The sequence below is a fragment of the Nocardia sp. NPDC056100 genome, assembly GCF_042266325.1.
Classification (GTDB): Bacteria; Actinomycetota; Actinomycetes; order Mycobacteriales; family Mycobacteriaceae; genus Nocardia.
The window spans coordinates 1,762,960-1,784,886 of record NZ_JBHJVY010000002.1 but is presented as its reverse complement, the minus strand read 5'-3'; the positions used below and the strand labels follow the sequence as shown (position 1 = coordinate 1,784,886).

19 protein-coding genes are annotated in these 21,927 nt (G+C 65.3%); 11 read left to right on the top strand and 8 right to left on the bottom strand.

From position 1 onward, the window contains the following. Position 1 precedes the first annotated feature (1 nt). Positions 2-373: a hypothetical protein gene (locus tag ACFC0O_RS20660; RefSeq protein WP_375960111.1), complete on the bottom strand. Its 372-nt coding sequence runs from the start codon at positions 371-373 to the stop codon at positions 2-4. A gap of 377 nt (positions 374-750) precedes the next feature. Here ACFC0O_RS20660 and ACFC0O_RS20655 point away from each other — a divergent pair, with 377 nt between their 5' ends. The 4 genes from ACFC0O_RS20655 to ACFC0O_RS20640 all read left to right on the top strand — a co-directional run bounded on the left by ACFC0O_RS20655 (position 751) and on the right by ACFC0O_RS20640 (position 5,788). Then, on the top strand, positions 751-4,122 hold the full coding sequence (locus ACFC0O_RS20655) for a BTAD domain-containing putative transcriptional regulator (RefSeq protein WP_375960109.1): 3,372 nt from the start codon (positions 751-753) through the stop codon (positions 4,120-4,122). Between the two features lie 433 nt (positions 4,123-4,555). After that, positions 4,556-5,056, top strand: coding sequence for an HIT family protein (locus ACFC0O_RS20650; protein ID WP_375960107.1), 501 nt, complete (start codon positions 4,556-4,558; stop codon positions 5,054-5,056). 77 nt (positions 5,057-5,133) lie between these two features. Then, complete coding sequence (locus tag ACFC0O_RS20645; RefSeq protein ID WP_375960105.1) at positions 5,134-5,439, top strand: hypothetical protein; 306 nt, start codon at positions 5,134-5,136, stop codon at positions 5,437-5,439. Beyond that, positions 5,432-5,788: a hypothetical protein gene (locus tag ACFC0O_RS20640; RefSeq protein ID WP_375960103.1), complete on the top strand. Its 357-nt coding sequence runs from the start codon at positions 5,432-5,434 to the stop codon at positions 5,786-5,788. Before ACFC0O_RS20645 ends, ACFC0O_RS20640 begins: the two co-directional genes overlap by 8 nt. A gap of 591 nt (positions 5,789-6,379) precedes the next feature. Here ACFC0O_RS20640 and ACFC0O_RS20635 read toward each other — a convergent pair. From ACFC0O_RS20635 to ACFC0O_RS20625, 3 genes are all read right to left on the bottom strand, one after another. Further along, positions 6,380-6,877, bottom strand: coding sequence for a hypothetical protein (locus ACFC0O_RS20635; protein ID WP_375960101.1), 498 nt, complete (start codon positions 6,875-6,877; stop codon positions 6,380-6,382). 113 nt (positions 6,878-6,990) lie between these two features. Further along, positions 6,991-7,266, bottom strand: coding sequence for a GlsB/YeaQ/YmgE family stress response membrane protein (locus tag ACFC0O_RS20630; RefSeq protein WP_375960099.1), 276 nt, complete (start codon positions 7,264-7,266; stop codon positions 6,991-6,993). A gap of 75 nt (positions 7,267-7,341) precedes the next feature. After that, positions 7,342-7,980 carry a TetR/AcrR family transcriptional regulator gene (locus tag ACFC0O_RS20625; protein ID WP_375960097.1) on the bottom strand — a complete coding sequence of 213 codons (639 nt, stop codon included), beginning with the start codon at positions 7,978-7,980 and terminating at the stop codon, positions 7,342-7,344. A 123-nt stretch (positions 7,981-8,103) separates the two neighbouring features. Between ACFC0O_RS20625 and ACFC0O_RS20620 the strand changes: the two genes are divergently transcribed. From ACFC0O_RS20620 to ACFC0O_RS20595, 6 genes are read left to right on the top strand one after another with little or no spacing between them, the layout of a single operon-like run. After that, positions 8,104-9,474 (top strand): flavin-containing monooxygenase, encoded by a 1,371-nt coding sequence (locus ACFC0O_RS20620; RefSeq protein ID WP_375960095.1) that lies wholly within the window; start codon positions 8,104-8,106, stop codon positions 9,472-9,474. Between the two features lie 29 nt (positions 9,475-9,503). Beyond that, a complete protein-coding gene (locus tag ACFC0O_RS20615; RefSeq protein ID WP_375960093.1) occupies positions 9,504-10,736 on the top strand; it encodes an NADH:flavin oxidoreductase/NADH oxidase family protein in 1,233 nt (410 codons plus the stop codon). A gap of 16 nt (positions 10,737-10,752) precedes the next feature. Beyond that, positions 10,753-11,553, top strand: coding sequence for an SDR family NAD(P)-dependent oxidoreductase (locus ACFC0O_RS20610; RefSeq protein ID WP_375960091.1), 801 nt, complete (start codon positions 10,753-10,755; stop codon positions 11,551-11,553). Positions 11,554-11,555: 2 nt separating this feature from the next. Further along, complete coding sequence (locus ACFC0O_RS20605) at positions 11,556-12,335, top strand: acetoacetate decarboxylase family protein (RefSeq protein WP_375960089.1); 780 nt, start codon at positions 11,556-11,558, stop codon at positions 12,333-12,335. A 31-nt stretch (positions 12,336-12,366) separates the two neighbouring features. Beyond that, positions 12,367-13,491: a hypothetical protein gene (locus ACFC0O_RS20600; protein ID WP_375960087.1), complete on the top strand. Its 1,125-nt coding sequence runs from the start codon at positions 12,367-12,369 to the stop codon at positions 13,489-13,491. Positions 13,492-13,507: 16 nt separating this feature from the next. After that, positions 13,508-14,785, top strand: a complete 1,278-nt coding sequence (locus ACFC0O_RS20595) for a cytochrome P450 (protein WP_375960085.1) — start codon at positions 13,508-13,510, stop codon at positions 14,783-14,785. 237 nt (positions 14,786-15,022) lie between these two features. On the opposite strand, the gene ACFC0O_RS20590 is transcribed toward ACFC0O_RS20595, so the two are convergent. Beyond that, the gene (locus tag ACFC0O_RS20590) at positions 15,023-16,483 is read right to left on the bottom strand and encodes an aldehyde dehydrogenase family protein (RefSeq protein ID WP_375960083.1); all 1,461 of its coding nucleotides are present in this window, start codon (positions 16,481-16,483) and stop codon (positions 15,023-15,025) included. 28 nt (positions 16,484-16,511) lie between these two features. Beyond that, positions 16,512-18,017, bottom strand: coding sequence for a GMC family oxidoreductase (locus ACFC0O_RS20585; RefSeq protein ID WP_375960081.1), 1,506 nt, complete (start codon positions 18,015-18,017; stop codon positions 16,512-16,514). A 392-nt stretch (positions 18,018-18,409) separates the two neighbouring features. Here ACFC0O_RS20585 and ACFC0O_RS20580 point away from each other — a divergent pair, with 392 nt between their 5' ends. Next, the gene (locus ACFC0O_RS20580; RefSeq protein WP_375960079.1) at positions 18,410-20,206 is read left to right on the top strand and encodes a thiamine pyrophosphate-requiring protein; all 1,797 of its coding nucleotides are present in this window, start codon (positions 18,410-18,412) and stop codon (positions 20,204-20,206) included. Positions 20,207-20,262: 56 nt separating this feature from the next. Here ACFC0O_RS20580 and ACFC0O_RS20575 read toward each other — a convergent pair whose 3' ends face one another. Both ACFC0O_RS20575 and ACFC0O_RS20570 read right to left on the bottom strand, forming a co-directional pair. Then, a complete protein-coding gene (locus tag ACFC0O_RS20575; RefSeq protein ID WP_375960077.1) occupies positions 20,263-20,607 on the bottom strand; it encodes an STAS domain-containing protein in 345 nt (114 codons plus the stop codon). 347 nt (positions 20,608-20,954) lie between these two features. Next, positions 20,955-21,911, bottom strand: coding sequence for a YihY/virulence factor BrkB family protein (locus ACFC0O_RS20570; RefSeq protein ID WP_375960075.1), 957 nt, complete (start codon positions 21,909-21,911; stop codon positions 20,955-20,957). Between the last annotated feature and the right edge of the window lie 16 nt (positions 21,912-21,927).

Below are 21,927 nucleotides of genomic sequence, written 5' to 3'. Positions count from 1 at the left end.
TTCAGTACGAGGACATGAAGGTGAAAGGCCCGTACTCGTGGACGTGACCGTCGATCCAATGCCACGGGGAAGCCTCATTGAGCTCGATACCCTGCTGAATGCGCAGGCGCCAGCCGCCCGCGGTCCGCTCCCAGACATCCCCGTCCCGGTCTCGATATAGGCCGGGCAGAATGGGTTCCGAGAGATCGGAGTCGGGCAGGTCCGGGCTGGAATCGTCGGCAGGGGTGAGCAGGTAGCCGCTCAGTTCCATCGCCCGTTCGGCGACGCCGAGTAATCCGGTCAGCACCGCTTGCCGATGCGAATCTGAAAGCTGTCGCAGCGAGTCTTTCACGCGAACATCCCGCTCGAATTCGCTGCTCACCGATATATTCATGCTGTTCAACTCCTGATGTGTGGCAATACGATTGGCCGATTGTCCATCAGGGCACTTTGCGATCGCTTCCTCGTGACTTCCTCGTGACTTCCGATTCGATTCGATGCGATCTCGTAATTCTGTCGCGTCGCGATGGCGTCGGATTCCGCGAATACAGTTGCGGTAGAGCCGGTGTGATTCTGCCGGTCGTGGCGTGTCGGGAAGCCGCGCGGACTCGCTGAGATACGAGCGTGATACGCCAATTAGGTTGGCGGTCAATGGCTTTGATGACACATCAATATGCGGTGATGATTTGTCAAGGCTGTTTTCCGGAGGTAATTTACCGTCGACTGTCTGAGAAAGCGTGACTGAAAGCGTCGAGATCGAAGGGAACGCAGGTGATTACAGAACCGAAGGTGCGGGTGTTCGGTCCGCTGCAAGTCGTACTCGGCGACCAGACCGCGCGGATAGGGGCGGGACGGCAGCAGGCGATCCTGGGTCGTTTGGTATTGGCCGGGGGACGAACGCTGGGTGTCGATCGATTGGTCGAAGACGTGTGGGAGGGCCGCCCGCCGCCGCATGCGCCGTCGGCGCTGCAGGTCCAGATCCATAATCTGCGGCGGGTGCTCGAACCGAACCGAAGACCCCGGACGCCGGCTCGGATTCTGGTTTCCGAAGGCAGTGGATACGCACTGCGACTGGACTCGGGAAATGTCGATGCCTGGCAGTTCGAGACACTGATGCGGCAATACGAAGAGCGCGTTCATGATTCGGTCGATCGACCCGGTCCCGTCGAACGATATCGAATTCTCGGTGAGGCGCTGGCGTGCTGGCACGGCGCCGCTTTCGAATCCTTCGCCGACGCCTCGTGGGCGGCGTCGGAGGTATCACGACTTACCGATCTGCACGCCAGTGCGATGGAGATGCGCGCGCAAGCCGCACTCGAACTCGACCGGTTCGGGGAGGTGGTCACCACGCTGCGCCGGCAGATCGAGGAATTCCCGGGGCGAGAGGAAACCGCGCGCCTGCTCGCACTGGCGCAATACCAGCTCGGGCAGCAGATCGAGGCGCTGGAGACGGTGCGCCGCACCCGGGAGTTTCTGCGGACCGAGTACGGCATCGATGCCGGTGCGAAACTGAACGAACTCGAATTCGCGATTCTGGGTCACACCATTCCTACCGATCAGCGATCTGAATCCGTGCCCGCGCTCCAGTCCCGTCAACAGTTTCCGGCCTTCGAACGTGCGAATCTCGAACCAGTCGAACCTCGCATGCCGCCGCCACAGGAGACCAGTTGCTATCCGCAGCATTTCGCCGCCATCATCGATTCCGCGCAGCAGGCCCGGACCGCGGGAGTGCGCCTGATCTGGCTGACCGGTGACATCGGGACCGGAAAGACGACCCTCGCGGCCGCGGCATCGACCGCTCTCGCCGCCGAGGGCTGGGCGACAGCGGGCGGGCGATGCCCCGACGTCGATGGAGCACCGCCCGCGTGGCCGTGGTCCGAATTGCTCAGCGGTCTGGGCGGCGAGCCGGTCGATCGGCTCGAATCAGTCGACCCCTTCACCATCGCGCGGGCGGTGAGCCTGCGCTGCCGAGAGCTCGCGCGCGGCGGTCCGGTCGCCCTGGTACTCGAAGATGTGCATCGGGCTGATCCGGCGACGCTGCAGGTGCTGCGCCAGCTGGTGACCTGGTTACAGGACGAGCCGGTGCTGATCATCGTCACCGCACGCGATTGCGAACTCTCCTCGGCGGTCCGAGCCACCGAGGCGGTGCTGGCGGACCGGGTCAGTGAACGCCTGGAGCTGACCGGGTCGGACCTGTCCGGAACGCGGCAGATCGCTCGGGACGCCGGTCTGGTGTCGGTGGATTGCGACACTGTGCGGTCGCTGCACGAGAGGACCGGCGGTAATCCGCTGTTCATTCGCGAGATGTCCAAATTGATTGCGGTGCAGGGGGATCGGCGGTCGATGCCGACCAGTATTCGTGCGGTGCTGGTCGAGCGGATCGAGCAGCTGGAGCCGGATGTGCGGTCGGTGCTGCAATATATCGCGGTGTGGGGCCGGGCGATTGATGCCGAGGCGCTGGCCGCGCTGTGCGGTACGTCGGAGGAGCTGATCGTCGATCATGTCGAGGCTGCGGCGGCGGTGGGACTGGTACGGTTCAACGCCGACGGGCGGATCGAGCTGTGCCAGGTGCTCGCTCTTGAGGCTTTGTACGACAGTCTATCTCCGCTGCGACGGCATCGAATGCATTGTGCAGCACTGGAATTGCTGCGAAAGCAAAAGCCGGGACAGCCCTTGGAGGGTGATGATCCGCGATTGCGCGCACGGCACGCCTTCCGTGGAGCCACTCGTGCGACCGCCGCGGACGCGCTCGACAGCGTCACGGTGGCCGCCCGCCTGTGCGATCAGCAGGGCGCATGGCATGAGTCCGCTGAATTATGGCGCGCTGCAATCGAATTGCACGAGCTCGCCGGTGGATCACAGCGCCGCGATGACACCGAGCTGCTCGAGGCGCTGTGCGCGCTGACCGATGCGCTCGCGCGGGACGGCCAGATCTCCGCCGCCCGCGCCGCCCGGGAGCGGGCCCTCGATTTCGCCGAGACGCTGAGCGATCCGGCGAGGGTGATCGAGGCGCTCACCTGCTGGCGATCCCCGGGGATCTGGTCGATCAGGGATTGGCGGCACCCCGATGCCCGAATCCGGATCGCCCTGGAATCGGCCCTGGCCCGGTCGACCGACGCATCCGAGCGCTGCCGACTGCTGATCGCGCTGGTGCACGAGTCCGAGGTCGAGGGTGATGTGCGCCGAATGCATGAACGTGCCTGCACGGCAGTCGATCTGGCACGTGGGACTGGGGATGGGGGACTGCTCTGCGCGGCGTTGTCCGCGCTGGCGTTCACCGTGACCGGACCCGCCATGCTCGACGACTGGCATGCGGTCGCCGACGAGCTGTTGCGGGCAGCGCACACCGCGCTCTCGTTCGAATATCAAGCGCTGGCACACTATCTGCGCTTCCGTGCCGCCTGCCGTGCCGCCGATGTGGCCGCCGCCCGCCTGCACGCGGCCTGCGCCTTCGAATGCGCCTCGACCGCACAACTGCGCCCCTTGCTGGACGCCCTCGCGGCGTTCTCACCCGTCACCGCCGTGCTCCGTGACGATCTGGACGCGGCCGAAGCGGGCTATCGGCAATTCGGCGTCCGCATCGCCGGATCCGGCATAGCCAACGAGAGCGAACTACTGCTGCTCGGCGAACTGGTGGTGGCCTGGGCGCGCGGCGATATCTCCCCGCTGGCAGAGCAACTCGATGCGCTGTACCGCGTGGAGCCCGACCTGGTGGCGCAGGTGTATGTACTCGCCCTACTGCACGCGGGCGACTGGGAGCGCGCGCGAACACTATTCGACCGGCACCCGCACATCCGCACCGACTTCTATCCGCAACTCATGACAGCATTCCGAGCCCAAGCCGCAGTCGAACTCGGCGCGCTCGAGTCCGCTCCTGAACTCTACGCCGCCCTCACACCGCATTCGGGGACCCTGATCGGATTAGACAGCGGCGCGGCGATATTCGGCCCCATGGACGCATTACTTGCCGACCTGGCCGACCTGATGGGCGATAGGAAGAGCGCCGCCAAACTACGCGCCCGCGCGAAAACCCAACTCACCCGCGCCCACCGCGAACTCGACACCGGGGAATCACCAGCACGATCGACCTGGCGCTCGACCCGCGAGACCTGCATCGACCCACCATGCGAACGCCCCGCCTGACCCCGACCACGTAACCCGCTCCGCGCACGCATATCTCACCGACCACCGGTTGCGATCGCGTAAGCAGGTCCGAGCACGCATATCTCGCCGACCATCGGTGCTTGCCGCACGATAGGGGGCTTCGAAATCTGCGCACCGACGCCGTGTTGCGGGCGGAATCTCCTGGTGTTCAGCATGTTTTGCGAATCGCCGGGTCGTATGACACGAAACTACGGGTGATCGCGCCGCCGAGCGGGAGCTCGAAAGTCGACGGTGACACCGCCGTCACCTGTGCAAGGCATGCGCATCTGCCCCTCGGTGAGGTCGGCACGATATGCGCAGCGGATTCTCCGCTCGGAGAAGGCTTTCGCGCCGATCAGGGTGCCGATCGAGTCGATACCCACGACTTCGTACGGCATCGGCGGGCGGCGCTGCGCGAAGGCATCGTGAAATGATGAGCGGTGCAGTACTTTTGGTCGACGTGCACAACCATGAGCCGACCGGCTATCAGTGCCCATTCTGTTTTTTGCTCGATGGTGGCGAGACCCCACTCGACGGTCCGCGTGACATCGTGCTGCGCACCCGGCTCGCCACCGCGTTCACAGCGTCGCGGTGGTGGCCCAACAATCGCGGGCACGTGCTGGTGATCCCCAACGCGCACCACGAGAACCTCTACGACCTGCCGCCCGAATTCGGACATGCCGTGCACGATGTGGTCCGTGAGATCGCCATCGCCATGCGGGCCGCCTACGACTGCGACGGCGTCTCCACGCGTCAGCACAACGAACCCGACGGCGGCCAAGACGTATGGCACTACCACGTGCACGTCTTCCCGCGATACCGCGACGACAACCTCTACGGTTCGAAACCGCTGCCGGACATGGCAACCGCGGACGCGCGGTCGCCCTACGCCGAACGGCTGCGCAACCACCTCGAGTCGCCGGCGGACATATGACGCCTCGCGTCGCTCGGAGCATTTCGGACAATGAGCCACCGTGGTAGTCTCATTGTGTTCTTGGGTAGTCTCAGCCAGTGGCTATCCACCTGTACTACGCGCTTGCGCAGATGATGAGGAATGCCGGCGTCGATCTCACGCCAGAGCAGGCCAAAGATCTGATGCGTCGATGGCTCGCCGGTCAAGCCAAGGCATGGGGCGAGCCCGCACATGACCCCGCGACCGGGTGGGTGATGTACCAGCTGTGGATGCGTACCGACGACGGACAAGCCGTCCAGGTCACCGGCCGAATCACCCCGCCCGACTTCTATATCGTCGATGTCCGTCCGTTGACCAGCACCGAAATCGCCGAACTCGCCAAGTGGGAGGCCAGCAATGATTGACAACACCACCCACACCGATGACGTCACTCCCGAGCAGATGGCGCAGTTGCTGGCGCGCGTGCAGCGCGGTGCTGCTCCCGCGGCAGCCCCCGAGCCGGGCAACGAGGATCGCATGCAACCGCGATCGGTGAAGTTGACCAAGGATCTGGACCTGCGGGTGGGGATCCGCGCTGCCGAACTCGGTATGACCAAGAGCCAGTATTTCCGTTGGCTGGCGGAGAAGGATCTCGAGAACGCCTACGGTGACAAACCGGAAATGGTGTCGCTCAAGCAGGTTCGTACCATCGCGACCCAGGCCATCGACGAGGCGCTGGCACGGTTGTCGCACCGCCCCGGCGACGCCGCCTGAGCGTCCGGGAATCCCAGGGACAGCGGGTTGGACAAGGGCCCCGCCCCGCGTCCCAGGAGTACACGCAGAGCGGAACCCTCGTATCGGCTCGGACACATGGGTCGCGGCTGCGCCGACAATCACCGCATACCAAGATCGGCGCGTTTTAAACCGCGAACGGATCGGGAAATCAGGTGGTGGTCGCGGGCGGCTGCGTGTGGTGCATGATCGCGTCCCACCACGATTCCAGACGACTCGGCTCGGGCCACCGGACTACCGGTGCCTCATCCTCGGGCTCGATAGCAGGCGTACGCCGACGTTGTGCGGCCCGGGCATCGGGAGCTGTATCGCGCGAATGTGCCGGATGTGTTGCCATGACGAAATCGGTCTCCGATCGATTGCTTGCCCGATGCACATCTCACCGAGCAGGCTGGGAGTTCAACCAGCCACGGCAGCGACATCGAGGCCAACCATGCGCGGGAGCACCGACAACGTTGTGGGCGACACCGCGAGAGCGGTCACCGTTCTCATCGTAGGCATCCAAGGTCACCGCTAGGCCAACGTCGGTTTACATCATTCCCACGCAAGCTGGCTGTTCCGAGGTCGGAGCGGTCACGATCTGCTGTCGGCGGTGTCGGATTCACTGTGGTCGTGAGTGGTCGCCGAGCCGCGGTGGGTCAGGGCGATTCCGGAACCGACCAGGCCGATCAGGGTCAGGGCGATGGCGATGCTGGGCCAGCCCGCGGTCTGCCAGTACACATCTTTCAGGGTGATGAGCAGTGCTGCTTCATCGACGATCAGTCCCAGAGCGATACCCAGGGCGAGGCCCATCCAGGTGCGGGCGCGTGGGCTGCGGTCGACCATGCCGAAGATGGCGACACCCGCGAGCAGCAGGATTCCCCAGAGGTAGTGGTGCAGGTGGGTGCCTCCTGCGGAGACGTTGCCGACATTCTTCGGATCGATCTGGATCAGCCAGGTCACCAGTCGTGCCCCGCCGAAGGTGATGGTGAACGCCACCCAGGCCAGCACTATGCCGCGACGAGATTCGTCGATGTCTCCCCATCGACGAGGTACCCGGAAACCAGACCGATCGTGCGCGGAGTTGATCATGCATCCGGTCTACTCCCTCTGCTCGGCAGCAATCGGTGCGGGTCGGCCGATGGGTCTCACCTGCGGGATGTGCCTGCCCACATCGTGTGCGGTCAGCTATCGAGTGCCTGATTTCATCGTGCGCCAGAGGTTTTCCGGGTGATCAGCTTGAGGATTCCCAGCAGGATTACCGCGCCGATGAGACAGGTCAGCAGGCTGAACAGCAATCCGCCGCCGGAGACGTCCACCCCGAATCCGCGCAGCAGGAACCCGCCGATCAGGCCGCCGACGATCCCCACCACGATATTGAGCAGAATCCCCATCTGCGCGTCCGTCTTCATGAGCTTGCTGGCAAGCCATCCCGCCAGCCCGCCGATAATGATCCAGCCGATCACACCGAGTGTGAGCATGTGTCCTCCTAGGGGCATCGCGTCCGTGCTTACCGAACTGCCCGCCACAGCGCCCGTCTAACCGATACGGCGCGATTACTTCTCTAGAGCGCTCGAGGTGGCGAAGTGATCGGCGACGATCGTGCGCGCGAAGGTGAGAAGGCGCTCGCGGGTGAAGATTTCGGGTTCGGACAGCAGCATGCGGCCCGCTTCCCAGGCGAGGGTGAAGATGACGCGGGCGGTCATCTCGATATCCATGGCCGGTATGCCGGGGGTGTCGCGCAGGTAGTTCTCGAGGAGTTCGGTGATGGCCTTGCGCTGTCGTTCGATGCGACGGCGGAATTTGGGGGTGGTGCTGTCGACCAGGCTGAAGGCCGCGCGCCAGCGGTCGGGGGCGGCCAGGACCTCGGTGAGGAAACCGTCGAGGTAGGCGATGATCGCGGGGCCGGGATCGGTGGATTCGCGCAGGGCGGTCAGCAGCGGATGCACTTGCGCGAGAGCTGCATTGGTTTCGCGGTCGAGCGAGGCGCGCAGTAGGTCGTCGGTATCGGAGAAGACGCCGTAGACGACCGGGCGGGTGACGCCGACCTCGCGGGCGACCGTATCCATCGAGACCTTGTGGATGCCCTGTTCGACGATGATCTTCAGGACCGCGTCCAGCAGTTGCTCGCGGCGTTCCTCGGGGGACATGCGCGGGGCGTATGTCCTGCTCCGTCGTGCCGGGGCGCTGGTCACGCCGGCTCCTTCCATTCGTGTCGCTACCTCGCGAAACACCTTACGGCCTTGACATCGGGCACCGTCGCCGCAAATACTACACTCACTGTAGCTACATTGGCTGTAGCTTTTGAGGAGGTCGCAATGACGCGCCGATACTGCATCATCGGGGCCGGATACACCGGGTTGGCGGTGGCGAAGGCGTATACGGATCTGGGTCTGGACTACGACCACATCGAGGCCACCGACGCGATCGGTGGCAACTGGTCGCACGGGGTGTACGACTCGACGTACCTGATCAGTTCCAAGGACATCACCGGTTATCCGGACTATCCGATGCCCGAGCACTATCCGGACTTTCCCAGCGCCGCACAGATGCGCGACTACCTGCGCGGCTTCGCCGCCGAATTCGGGTTGGACCGCCGCATCGAGTTCGACACGCTGGTGACCGATATTGCGCCGCTCGATGATTCGGGTCTGGCCGGGTGGCGGGTGACCGTGGCGGACGGCACCGTGCGCGAATACGCCGGTGTCGTGATCGCCAACGGCCACTACTGGGATGTCAATATCCCGTCGTACCCGGGCGAATTCACCGGTCAGCAGATCCACTCCAAGAACTACAAGCGTCCCAGCGACTTTCAAGGCTCACGCGTGCTGGTGGTCGGGGCCGGAAACTCCGGATGCGACCTTGCCGTGGAAGCCGCCACCACCTTCGGCGCCTCGGAGATCTCACTGCGCCGGGGCTACTGGTTCATTCCCAAGTACGTGCTCGGCGTGCCCAGCGGCAAGTTCGATATCGGTTCGGTGCCGGTGCCGAAGGTGGTGCAGGAGGCGGTGTTTCGATCGATCATCGCGATCGGCATGGGCAGCTTCGCCAGCTTCGGCCTGGACAAGCCCCAGCACGGGATCTTCGATCAGGATCTGGTGGTCAACCAGCAGCTGCCGTACTTCCTCAAGCACGGCCGCATCGCGGTCCGGCCCGAGATCGCGCGATTCGACGGGCACACCGTGCATTTCGTCGACGGCACCAGCGGTGAGTACGACACCATCGTGTGGGCGACCGGATTCCGGACCACCTTCCCCTTCCTGCGCGACGGACTGCTCGAGTGGGAACAGGGCCAACCGAAGTTGGTGGCGCACACCTTCGCGCCGGGCCTGGCCAATCTGAGCTTCGCCGGACTGGTCGCGCCGCGCTCGGGCGCGGGCATGCTGCTGATGAACAGCGCGCGACTGCTCGCCGAGGCCGCGCTGCTGCAACAGCGGTTGCGCACCCCGGTCGGCGATCTCTACACCCTCGTCTCCAAACCGTCGGCACGCATCCTGGCGGGCGGACCGGAATTGCGCTGGGAGGCACGGCGCGGCAGATGGCTGCTCCGCGCGATGGCCGAACTGTTGATCCTTCGCGGTCTTGTCACCGGATCATCGGCTGCCGCGCAGGCGAATTCGGTCGAGACGCCCGGTCTACCCGTCAGCGTGCTGCGCCCGATCCTCGCCCTCTCCCGCCGGATCGCCTGAAATCTCTTCCCAGACAAGGAGTCTGACCCATGCCACCCAAAAGCCGTGTTATCGCCGTCGGCAGCCCACTGACCCTGCCGTGCGGGGTGAGCCTGCCCAATCGCCTCGCCAAGGCCGCCATGAGCGAACAGCTCGGCGAGATCGACGGCGCTCCGAGCCAGACCCTGACCCGGCTCTACAGCGCCTGGGGTCGCGGCGGCGCGGGCCTGTTGATCACCGGCAATGTCATGATCGACCGCCGCGCCTACGTCGAACCACGCAATGTGACCCTCGAAGACGATCGGCATCTCGAGGCCGTGAGCAATTGGGCGCGTGCGGGATCACGCGACGGCGCGGTCATGCTCATGCAGATCAATCACCCCGGACGAGTGGCGGTCGGTCCGCTGCTGCGCCGGCCCGTCGGCCCGTCGCCGCTGCGGCCGCAGGTGATCGGCTACAACCTGCGCAAGCCGCGAGAACTCTCGCTCGATGACATCGCCGATCTGCGCCGCCGCTACGCACGGACCGCGGAGCTCGCGGTGGCCGCCGGATTCGCGGGTGTGCAGGTCCACGCCGCGCACGGGTATCTGCTCTCACAGTTCCTGTCCCCGTTGGCCAATCAGCGCGAGGACCGGTACGGCGGCAGCGCGGTCAATCGTCGTCGCCTGCTGCTCGAGGTGATCGCCGATGTGCGCGCGGCCATCGGCTCCCATGCGGTGCTGTCGGTGAAGCTCAATTCTGCCGACTTCCAGGACAAGGGGCTCGAGGAAAGCGAATCACTCGATATCGCACTGGCTTTGGAGCAGGCCGGGATCGATCTACTGGAGATCTCCGGCGGCAATTACGAGGCTCCGGCCATGACCGGTGTGGTGGCCGATTCCACCCGCGAACGCGAAGCGTATTTCCTGCGCTACGCCCAGAACCTGCGTGCCCGCTCGACCATGCCGCTCATGCTCACCGGCGGCATCCGCACCCTCGACTTCATGAATGAGGTGCTCGCTCAGGGCGCTGTCGACGTGATCGGATTGGGCCGCCCGTTCGCGGTGCGCCCGGATATCGCGGCCGAACTGCTGGCCGGTACCGCCGAACCACAGGTGCTACCCACCGCACCGCGCATCCCGCTGCCCATCGCCCCGCTCAATTCCTATCTCCAACTCGCCTGGCACGCAGCCAATTTCCGTCGTATCGCCGCAGGAGACAAGCAGGTGAGCGGCCCGGGCGCGGTCCGCACCCTGGCCGCGGCCGGGGCCACCGTGACCGTGCGCGCCCTGACCCAGTTCTGAACCGAGGAGTCCCCTGATGAGCCTGCCCAAACCCACCCCCGCGATGCGGGCCGTCGTGACCGGAGCCTCCTCCGGCATCGGCGTCGCCCTCGCCGAAGGTCTTGCCCGGCAAGGATATTCGCTGATCCTGGTGGCCCGGCGCGAAGACCGGCTGCGCGCACTGGCCGATCGCCTGGGTGACCACTACGGCATCGAGACCGAGATCCGGGCGATCGACCTCTCCGATCGCGGCGAACGCGCGAAACTGTGCGCCGAACTCGCCGAACGTGAGATCGCCGTACTGTGCAATAACGCCGGTTTCGCCACCTACGGCGAGCTGGCGACCTCCAACCCGGCCCGGGAACGACAGCAGGTCGAACTCAATACCGTTGCGGTACACGACCTCACCCTGGCGGTCCTGCCGTCCATGGTCGAGCGCGGGGCGGGAGCGATCCTGATCACCGGCTCCACCGCGGGCAATCAGCCCGGCCCCAACAACGCCACCTACGCCGCGTCCAAGGCGTTCGCCAATACCCTGGCCGAATCGCTGCACAGCGAACTCGTCGGAACCGGGGTGCAGTGCACGCTGCTCGCGCCCGGCCCGGTGCGCACCGAATACGCCGAGGTCGCACAAGCCCCGAACCTGGACCGCATGGTGCCCGGCCCGCTGTGGGTGAGCGCGGAACAGGCTGCCGAGCAAGCGATCTCGGGCATGGCCGCCGGGCGTCGCCGGGTCGTGCCAGGAGTGTTCGCCAAGGTGCAGACCCTGGGCGGCCAGTACACCCCACGCGCGCTGGTCGGGCCGATCCTGCGCACCGTCTATCGAAAGGTCAACTGATCATGGGCTGGGAACCCGCCATCCGCAGCATGGGCCGCACCCTCGGGGGCGATCTGCGCCGCGTGCTCGCCCTGGGCGATCCGCGCAAGAGCCTGTACCGCGATGCCCACTACTTCAGTGCCACAGTAGAAATCGACCCCGACCGTATGAACCAGTGGCTGCCAGCCGGCGTGCGGCTGACCGAACCGGCTCGCGCGGACCTGTTCACCGCCTGGTTTCCCGACAATAACTTCGAATCGCCGGGCTATCACGAAGCCGGGATCTTCGTGCACGTGAAGACGGTGCAGGGCACCGGAATCCATTGTCCGTGGATGATTCTCGACGATGACGTGGCATTGATCATCGGCCGCGAACTGCTGGGCTACCCGAAGAAACTCGGCGAGATCGACTGGACGGTCACCGATACCGAGATCCGCGCCGAGGCCACCCGCCGCGGGCACAAGTTGCTCAATATGGGCGGCCGACTCGGCGAAGTGATCGCGGACCCGCCGCCGATCCTGGGCCGACCGCACCGCAATGTCGTGGGTTCGGCGGGACTGTTCCCCTCCTGGCTGGTGGGGTTCACCCCGCGCGAGAGCGTGGTCGAAGTCCGCAAGGTCGAGGACTTCCACCTGGAAGTCCTCGGCTCCGAACGTGATCCGCTGGACCAGTTGGGTATCGGCCGGGTCATCGAAGCGCGCCTGCACCGCGTCGACCTGCTCGGGGTGTGGGTGCCGCCCCTGCCGATCCGGCCACTGACCCCGCTGTTCTCGATGGCCCATATGCGGCCCCGAACCCTGTGACCGCCTCACTCACCGCCGCCAGGAGGCTCGCATGAGCATCGCCGAACGCCTCGCCACCGAACCGCTCGCCATTCCGCGACCGGCCACCACCGCACCGTTCGCCCGCATCGACACCTTCGACAAGGCGCTCACCGCACCCGGTGGCTTCGGCCCGCGCTTGCGCGCATCCCGCACGGCCGCACTGGATTTCCGCGGTGAGTTCGCCGCCACCGGCACACCGGATTCGGTGCGCACCCACGATCTGATCTCACTGCCGTACCCCACCGGGTACGGGCTGTTCCGCGCCGCGATCAGCCCGACGCCGTTCCTCACCATTGTCAATCGCATGCTCATCGTGCGCTGGACCGACACCGACGGCACCCGCCGCACCCTGCTGTTCGAACCGAGCGATCACGAACTCGACTCCTACACACCGTATTTCGCCGAGCTCCAGCGATATACGCCGGGCCCGCTGCGTAACCTGTTCGTCCATGAGTACACCGATGTGCTCAGCGCCTGCCGCACAGCCGGGATCGATCCGGCCGAGGTGGACTACCTGGCGTTCGATCATCTGCATACCCAGGACGTGCGGCGCTGGCTCGGCACCACCCGCCCGCAAGCCGATATCAGCCCGAACGCGCCCGTGGCGGCGGCATTTCCGAACGCCACCCTGCTCGCTCAGCGCGATGAGCTTGAGGCGATGGCGGATCTGCACCCGTTCCAGCGGCCCTGGTACCAGCCCGCCACCTTCGTCGACGTACCGCCGGAGAAGATCACTCCTCTGGACGGCAGCGTGCTGCTCGGTCCCGGCGTCGCGCTGCTGGCCACGCCCGGGCATGCCATGGGCAATCAATCCCTCGTCCTGAACACCGACACCGGAATCTGGGCGATCAGCGAAAATGCCATCGCCGCAGAGTGTCTCACCCCCGAGCACTCCCGTATCCCGGGTGTGTCCCGCGCGGCCCGCTCGTGGGGCCACGAGGTGATCCTCAACGCCAACACCATCGAGACCACCTACGAGCAGTACAACTCGCTGGTGATCGAGAAGACCATTGCCGATGTGTCCCAGCGGGATTCACGCTTTCGGCAATTCTTCCCCTCCAGTGAGCTGACCGGCGCACGCTTGAACCCCGGCACCACACCGACCTTCACCCACCGTGCCATCGGGCACGGCTGACCTCATCGGCGGAACCATGACCAGCACACCACCGGACCCCGGGTTCTTTGCCGGACTCCTGGACCCTGCCCAGCGCGCGGACCCCTACCCGCTCTACGACCGGATTCGGGAGCAGGGGCCGATCCGGCTCGGTAAGACTCCGGTGGTCGTGCTGTCCTCGCATCGGGACTGCACGACCATCCTGCGCCATAGGGCGGCCGTCGTGGAGCGGCATCACGCCTCGATCCCATTGGGCTCCACACCTGTCCACGACCTGGCGGGGGACCGGGCCGGTGAGTTGTCCGGGACGGCGTCGATGCTGTTCCGCGATGCCCCCGACCACACTCGCCTGCGCAAACTGGTGGCCAAGGCGTTCAGCCCCGCGGTCGTGCGCGGTCTCGAGCCGCGCATCACCGCGATCGCCGATGCGGCGCTGGACCGCGCGGCCGAACGCGAGGAATTCGACCTCGTCGCCGATCTCGCCTACCCGCTGCCGATCACGGTGATCTGCGAACTGCTCGGTGTCCCCCTCGAGGATGAGCCCCGGTTGCGCGCCTGGTCGATGCAGTTGGCTCGGGCGCTGGACCCGATCTCGGCCACCGGTGCGGGCCGCCCGGATCCGGGTGAGATGGTCCGTGCGAACAATGAATTGCACGACTATTTCGAAGAACTCGTGCGTCATCGCCGCACCCGGCCGGGGGAGGATCTGCTGTCGGCGCTGATCGCCGCCGAAGAATCCGGGGACGCGCTCACCCATGGCGAGCTGATCGCGACCTGTGCCCTGCTACTGATCGCGGGACACGAAACCACCGTCAACCTCATTGCCAACACCGCGCTCACCCTGCTCCGGCACCGCCACCATCTGGCCATCCTGCGCACCGCACCAGCCTTCGTCACCTCGGTGATCGAGGAGAGCCTGCGTTATGACCCTCCGGTTCAGCTGGTTCCGCGCATCGCCCGCGAGGCCATCGCGTTGCCCGACATCGATATCGCCGCCGGGGATCTCGTGGTGCTGCTGCTGGCTGCCGCCAACCGCGATCCGGAAGTGTTCCCCGACCCGCACCGGTTCGATCCCGCACGCGGGGACCGGCATCTGGCTTTCGGTCTGGGACAGCACTTCTGCCTCGGCGCTCCACTGGCCCGCCTCGAAGCCGCTGTCGCGCTGCGGTGTTTCGCCCGCCGTGTCCGCGACCCGCGCCTGATCGATGAGCAGCCGCCGTATCGCGAACATGTCACCCTGCGCGGCCCCTCTCGGCTACCGCTGTCCTTCGCCTCGATCGTCGAATCGCGCGCACTCGCGCGGGGCGAGCGGTGAGGTGCGGGTGCAGCCAGGAACGCAGCAGTCGGTTGACCGCCGGGACGGCGAAATAGGTCATGGCCGTGCTGAACACGCACACGAACAGGATCGTGCGCACCACGACCGGTAGATCGCCGAGCAGCCGGATCAGAATTGTGTTGCCGAACAAGGCGATCGGGAAGATCGCGAATCCGGAGGCGACCGCTTGTTTCCAGCGCGGCACGCGAGTTGGTGGCTGTCCGCAGAGCTGGGCGTTCATGCCGAACGCGGGGCGGCGTGCACGAGGTGTTTGATCTCCTGGAATTCCTCGAGTGCCCGCAGGCCATTGAGGCGGCCGACGCCGCTCTGTTTAAAGCCGCCCTCTTCAAACTGGTCGTGCACGATGGCCCAGGTGTTGGTCCAGACGGTGCCCGCCTGTAGTTCGCGGCCGACGCGCAGTGGCCGGTCCACGTCGCGGGTCCAAATGCTCGCGGCCAGGCCGTATTCGGTGGCGTTGGCCATGGTGACGGCGGTGTGCTCATCGTCGAAGAGCTCGAACGTCGCGACCGGGCCGAAGACCTCCTGCTGCACGATCGGCGCGGTGGTGTCGTCGACCTCCACCAGGCTGGGGCGGTAGTAGGCGTCGAGGGCATCGGAATGCGGGTTCACCAGACCGCCGCGCTCGATGACGCTCGCGTAGCGGGCCGCCTCGGCGACCATGCGATCCACGCGTTCGGCATTGGGGCGATCGATCATCGGACCCATATCGCTGGCGGGATCCTCACCCGGGCCGACCCGAACCGCCGAGAGGGATTTGGCCATGCGCTCACGCAATTCATCGGCGATACCGTGCTGGGCCAGGATGCGGCTGCCCGTCATACAGAACTGGCCGGTGAACGTGGTGACGGCTTTGGTCAGCGCGGGGACGACCGCGTCGAGATCGGCGTCGTCGAAGACGAGCATGGGGCTCTTGCCGCCCAATTCCAGTGAGAGCGTTTTCAATTGGGCCGCGGCCTGGGCCATGATCATGCGGCCGACCTGGGTACTGCCGGTGTAGCTGACCACCTCCACATGCGGTGAGGAGACCAGCAGGGGCGCAGCGGCATTGCCGGATTCGGTGAAGCTGTTCATCACGCCCGGCGGCAATGCCGCTGTGGCTGCGAAGATTTCGTTGAGCAGGCCATTGACCAAACCGGTCTGGCCGGGAAGTTTCATGACCACGGGGCAGCCCGCGGCCAGGGCTGGTGCGAATGAGCGCACCGACAACACGATCGGGGAATTCCAGGGCGCGATCACCCCGGCGATTCCGGCGGGTTCGGTGAGGGTCATCGAATACAGCCCGGGTTTGACCTCGGCGGCGCGCCCGCCTTCGACCAGTGCCAGCGCCCCGTAATAACGCAACTTGGGAATGGCCAGATCGATCTCGAATGCGGCCTCGGCGAGGATCTTCCCGTTCTCCCGAGCCAGCAGGTCGATGAGTTCCGCACGCCGCGTGGACATTTCATCGGCCAACTGGAACAGCGCACGTGAGCGCAGTTCCCGGTCCCGGGTCCAGTCCGACTCGGTGAACGCCCGGCGCGCGGCATCGATCGCGGTCTGCGCGGTGGTTTCGTCGGCGTCGGCGAAATGGCCGAGCACGGTCCCGGACGCGGGGGCGAACGATAACGTCGTGGCGGGGCCGTCGACCAGGTGTCCGTCAATGAAGTGGCGTCCGGGAGATAATCGGTTGTCTGCCATGGTTTCTCCTGTTCGAAGCGGACTCCGGTCAGAGTTGGGCGGCGATGTGTTCGGCGGCCATGATCACCGTGGTGTTGGTGGCCGCGGACGGGACGTCGGGGAAGATCGAGGCATCGACCACCCGCAATCCGGAAACCACACGTACGCGGCCGAGGTGGTCCACGACCGCATCGGGATCGTCGGGGCCGCCCATGGGAATCGTCGAGGTGGGGTGGTGGTAGGTATCGAGCGTCTCGCGCATCGAAGCCTCGATGTCATCGGTGCTCGCATTCGCCCCGGGCGCGATCTCGTGATCGATGAGATCGGCCAACGGTGACTGTGCGGCGATGTTGCGAGCCAATTCGATGCCATCGCGCATGCGAGACCGATCATGGGGATCGGCAAGGAAATTCAGATCGATGCGCGGCGCGACCGTCGGATCGCGGCTGACCAGGGTGAGCGTGCCGCGCGACACCGGGCGGGTGAGCGCGACCGCGAGCACGAATGCCGATCCGGTGGAGCTCAGTGCCTGATCGACCAGATGCGTTGCGGTGATATGGATATCGAGCTCACCCGGAGTCGCGGAGGAGCTGGCCGTCCACACCTTGGCCCCGATCACCGGATACGGATCCCCTATCCGCTCCGGGTCAGCGGCATAGGCGTTGTAGTAGAACGGATGGTCGTACAACCGCACCCCGACCGGCAGATCGGCCACCGCCCGAATTCCCAGCACCCCAAGCTGTTCGGACGGCCCGATACCCGAACGCATCAGAATCGCGGGACTGCCGTACGCACCGGCGGACACGATCACCTCACCCGCGCCGATCTCGCTACCGTCGGCCAACTTGACCCCCACGGCCTGTTCGCCGTCGAACAGCACGCGATCGACCAGCGCGTTGTCCCGGATCGTCAGATTGGGCCGCGCGCGAACCGCCTCGGTCAAGTAGGCCATCCCGGTATTGACCCGCACCCCGTCGATCACGTTCATCGCATACGGTCCGACCCCGTGCGCGTCGCGACCGTTGAAATCGTCAACCGCGAGAAGCCCGATCGCCAAGGCGGATTCGACGAACGCCCGCTGCATCGCGCTCACCTCGTCCAATCCGAGCTGCCGCACCGGGAACGGCCCGCTGCGCCCATGCCATTCGTCCTCCCCGGCGGTAGTGGATTCCAGCGCTCGAAACGTGGGCAGCACCTCCTCGAACGACCAGCCCTTCAAACCCGCTGCGGCCCAACGATCGAAGTCGGCGGGCCGCGCCCGCGCCACCACCGACCCGTTCACCGCCGAACACCCACCGAGCACTTTGCCGCGCCACGTCTCGATCGGACGCCCGATGTATCCCGGTTCGGAGTGGTACCCCCAGTCGTGCCCGGTGAACACCCCCAAATTGGCTGGGGACGAAACACTTTCGGGATACCCGTCCGGCGGATAAGCGGGCCCGGCCTCGAGGAGCAGCACCGACCGTGCCGGATCCTCACTCAATCGGGCGGCAAGTACGGCACCTGCCGAGCCGCCCCCGACAACGACGACATCATTGGTTTCGCTGATGGACACGGCATTTCTCCTCACGCGTCGGTGAATCGACTCCTCGGTTCCGCATCGGTTGTCCCGGCGGTTCGGTGAATCCGGATCCAAATCCTTCGCCAGTGAAGGTTCCGATCCAGAGTTCAAGGACAACATCACAGCTACCTGATGGCAACCGTCATGGGTGGGCCGTTATGGGCCGTTAACTGCCGATCGGGCCAATTCGATGCCGGTCATCGCGGGTGTGAGCGCGACACGGTGTTACACAAGTGATCTGTGGCACATGCCGATCGTTATCTGAAAACATCGACGTTTTTCACTAGCGGCGATTCGGACCGGAGTCGAGATACGCGGTGATTGCCGCGTAGCGATGCGGGTATCACGCCGCTGATGGGTGCCGGGCACGAAGGACGGGAGAGATCATGACGCGACAGGTTGGCGATCATGTGGTCGAGCGGCTGCGTGAATGGGGGGTCGAGCAGGTATTCGGGTATCCGGGGGATGGGATCAACGGGTTGATTGCCGCATTCGGGCGCGCAGACGGGGATCCCGCGTTCATTCAGGTGCGCCATGAGGAGATGGCGGCCTTCGCGGCGGCCGGGTATGCCAAGTTCAGTGGGAAGGTGGGCGTGTGTGTCGCCACGTCCGGGCCGGGGGCGATTCATCTGCTCAATGGGCTCTATGACGCCAAGCTCGACCATGTGCCGGTGGTGGCGATTGTCGGGCAGACCGCGCGCAGCGCGATGGGCGGGAGCTATCAGCAGGAGGTGGATTTGCAGAACCTCTACAAGGATGTCGCCTCGGATTATCTGGTGGAGGTGAATGTTTCGAGCCAGCTGCCCAATGCCTTGGATCGCGCGTTCCGGACCGCCGCCGCACGGCGTGCGCCGACCGCGGTGATCATCCCGTCCGATGTGCAGGAAGAGCCGTATGAGCCGCCAACCCATGACTTCAAACAGGTGCCGTCGAGTTCTCCGGACCCGTTCTCCACGTCCGTGATTCGTGCGCCGCAGGATCAGATCGAGCGTGCCGCGGAGATTCTGAACGCTGGCTCTCGCGTGGCGATCCTGATCGGTCAGGGCGCGCGCGGCGCTGCCGAGGAGGTCAAGCGCATCGCGGATCTGACCGGGGCAGGGGTGGCCAAGGCGCTGCTGGGCAAGGACGTACTCTCGGACGAATTGCCCTATGTCACAGGCTCTATCGGACTGTTGGGCACTCGGCCCAGCTATGAGCTCATGCGTGACTGTGACACCTTGCTGATCATCGGATCGAACTTTCCCTACACCCAGTTCATGCCGGACTTCGGTCAGGCGCGGGCCGTCCAAATCGATATCGACGGCGCGATGATCGGAATGCGGTATCCCACCGAGGTGAATCTGGTCGGTGACGCCAAAGCCACACTGGCGGAGCTGATTCCGCTGGTGCACGCGAAACCCGATCGGGCCTGGTCACTGGAAATCGAGCAGAATGTCGTGCGCTGGTGGCAGACGATCGAACGCCAATCCATGCTCGACGCCAAGCCGGTCAATCCCATGCGCGTGGTGTGGGAGCTGTCGCAACGGATACCCGAAAACGCCATCGTCACAGCGGATTCGGGCTCATCCACGAACTGGTACGCGCGGTGTCTGCGAATGCGCGGCGATATCCGCGGCTCACTGTCCGGAACGCTGGCCACCATGGGACCGGCCGTACCCTACGCCCTCGGCGCGAAGTTCGCCCACCCTGACCGCCCGGCCGTCGCCCTGGTCGGCGACGGTGCGATGCAGATGAACGGACTGGCCGAACTGCTCACCGTCGCCCGCTATCAGGATCGCTGGAGCGACCCGCGCCTGATCGTGTGCGTCTTCCACAACAACGACCTCAACCAGGTCACCTGGGAATTGCGCTCCATGGGCGGCGCACCGAAATTCGAAGAGTCGCAAACTCTTCCGGATATCTCCTACGCCGACGTAGCCCGTAGCGCCGGTCTGGCCGCCATCGAAATCGACTCCGCCGATGAGGTCGGCCCGGCGTGGGAGACCGCCCTGGCGGCCGATCGCCCCATCCTGCTCGACTTCCGCACCGATCCCGAGGTACCGCCGATTCCCCCGCACGCCACCTGGGAGCAGATGAAGGACACCGCCGAAGCGATCCTGCGCGGCGACCCCGGCGGCTGGCACCTCATCGCCCAGGGAGTCAAAACCAAAGCACAGGAAATGTTTCCCGCGCGCGACAAATAGCCCACGTATGTGGTTTGTCCATTTTCGCTGGGAAAGGTTTTTCGAGCTCGAATCGGTCAGGCGTCCGAGAGGGCCTGGTCGAGGCTGTCGTAGACATCGAGCGCGATATCGAGCCCGGTGATCTCTATGGGCCGTCGGACCTGCGGGGACGCCACCACTTTCATAGTGCGGTTCGAGGCCGATTCCCGTGCTTCGAGCAGCACACTCAATCCGACCGAACCGATGAATCGCACCTGCGCGAGATCGACGACCAGCACCGGCGATTCCGAAGCCGCCGCTTCGGCCAATGCCGCGGACAGTTTCGGCGCCGAGACGACATCGATCTCGCCGGACGCGGACAACACCAGTGCGGCCCCGACATTGCGGGTGCCGAGGGTCAACTCCGCCGCCTCGCCGCTCATCGCGCATCCCCGGTGCCCGGGAGTGAACTCCGATCGGGAATCGTGCCACGGCAGATGATCAACTCGAACATATCCTTCCTCCGGGTATCGGTATCAGATCCGGCCCATCCAATCATCTTGGAGCGTGCCGTCGGTGGATTTCGTGCGGCCGTCGAAACGCCCCCTGCGGTTGCCCGCAAGGGGCGCTCGGCCAGCCATTCGCGGGGGCTCGCTTCCCACTGCCGCGCCGGCCAGACGTGCCCCGCCGCTCGCCATTGAGTCGCCGGGCAAAACAGCCGAGCCCGCGTAGCAATTCACATTTTACGCCCCGACGGATCTGATTGTGCAGGTCCAAGCGTTTTTCGGACTCAGGAGTCTGGTTCGGGGCCGGGTTCGTCCCTGGGCGGCAGGATGGGGTCGGCGTGTTCTGGGCGGCCCTGTTCCATGCGGCGACCGCGGGCGAGTTCGGCGTCGAACTGTGCGCCGAGCAGGACCGCGAGGTTGGTGAGCCAGAGCCAGACCAGGAAGATCACCGCTCCGGCGAGTGAGCCGTACACCTTGTTGTAGGAGCCGAAAAAGCTGATGTAGAGGGTGAATCCGGCCGATGCGGCGATCCAGATCAGCACCGCCAGCGCACTACCCGGGGTCAGCCAGCGGAAGCCGTATTGGCGAGCGTTCGGGGCGGCCCAGTAGAGCAGCGCGATGACCAGGGTCACCAGCACGACCAGCACCGGCCATTTGCCGATTTCCCAGACCCGCACGCCCGCCGACCCCCAGCCCAGCCAGCGCCCGGCTCGTTCGGCGAGCGAGCCGGTGAAGACGGTCCCGATCGCGCAGACCGCGATCAGGCCCACCATCAGCGCGGTCAAGCCCAGACGCAGCGGCACCGTCTTCCACAGCGGGCGGCCTTCGGGGGTGTGGTAGATCGAATTCGTTGCTCGGATAAAGGCTCCCAGGTATCCCGACGCGGTCCACAGTGCGGTCGCCAGGCCAATGATGGCCAGACCGCTGGAGAGCGAGCGTGAGCCCTGGAGTTGCTCGATGGCATCGACCAGCAGCGCGGTGCCGCTCCCGGGGCCGATGGCGCGAACGGTGTCGATCAGCGATTGCGTCGATGCCGGGCCGAGCAGCCCGAGCACGGCAGTCACCACGATCAGGGCCGGAAAGATGGACAGCACACTGTAATAGGTCAATGCCGCCGCCCAATCGGTGAGCTTATTGGCATCGAATTCTCGGATGGTGCGCCGCAGCACACCCCACCACGAGTGTCCGGTCAAATCGGTGGGATCGTCCGGAACCTGGTCGGCATCAATACTTTTCGTCATCTGTGGCGTGGATCTG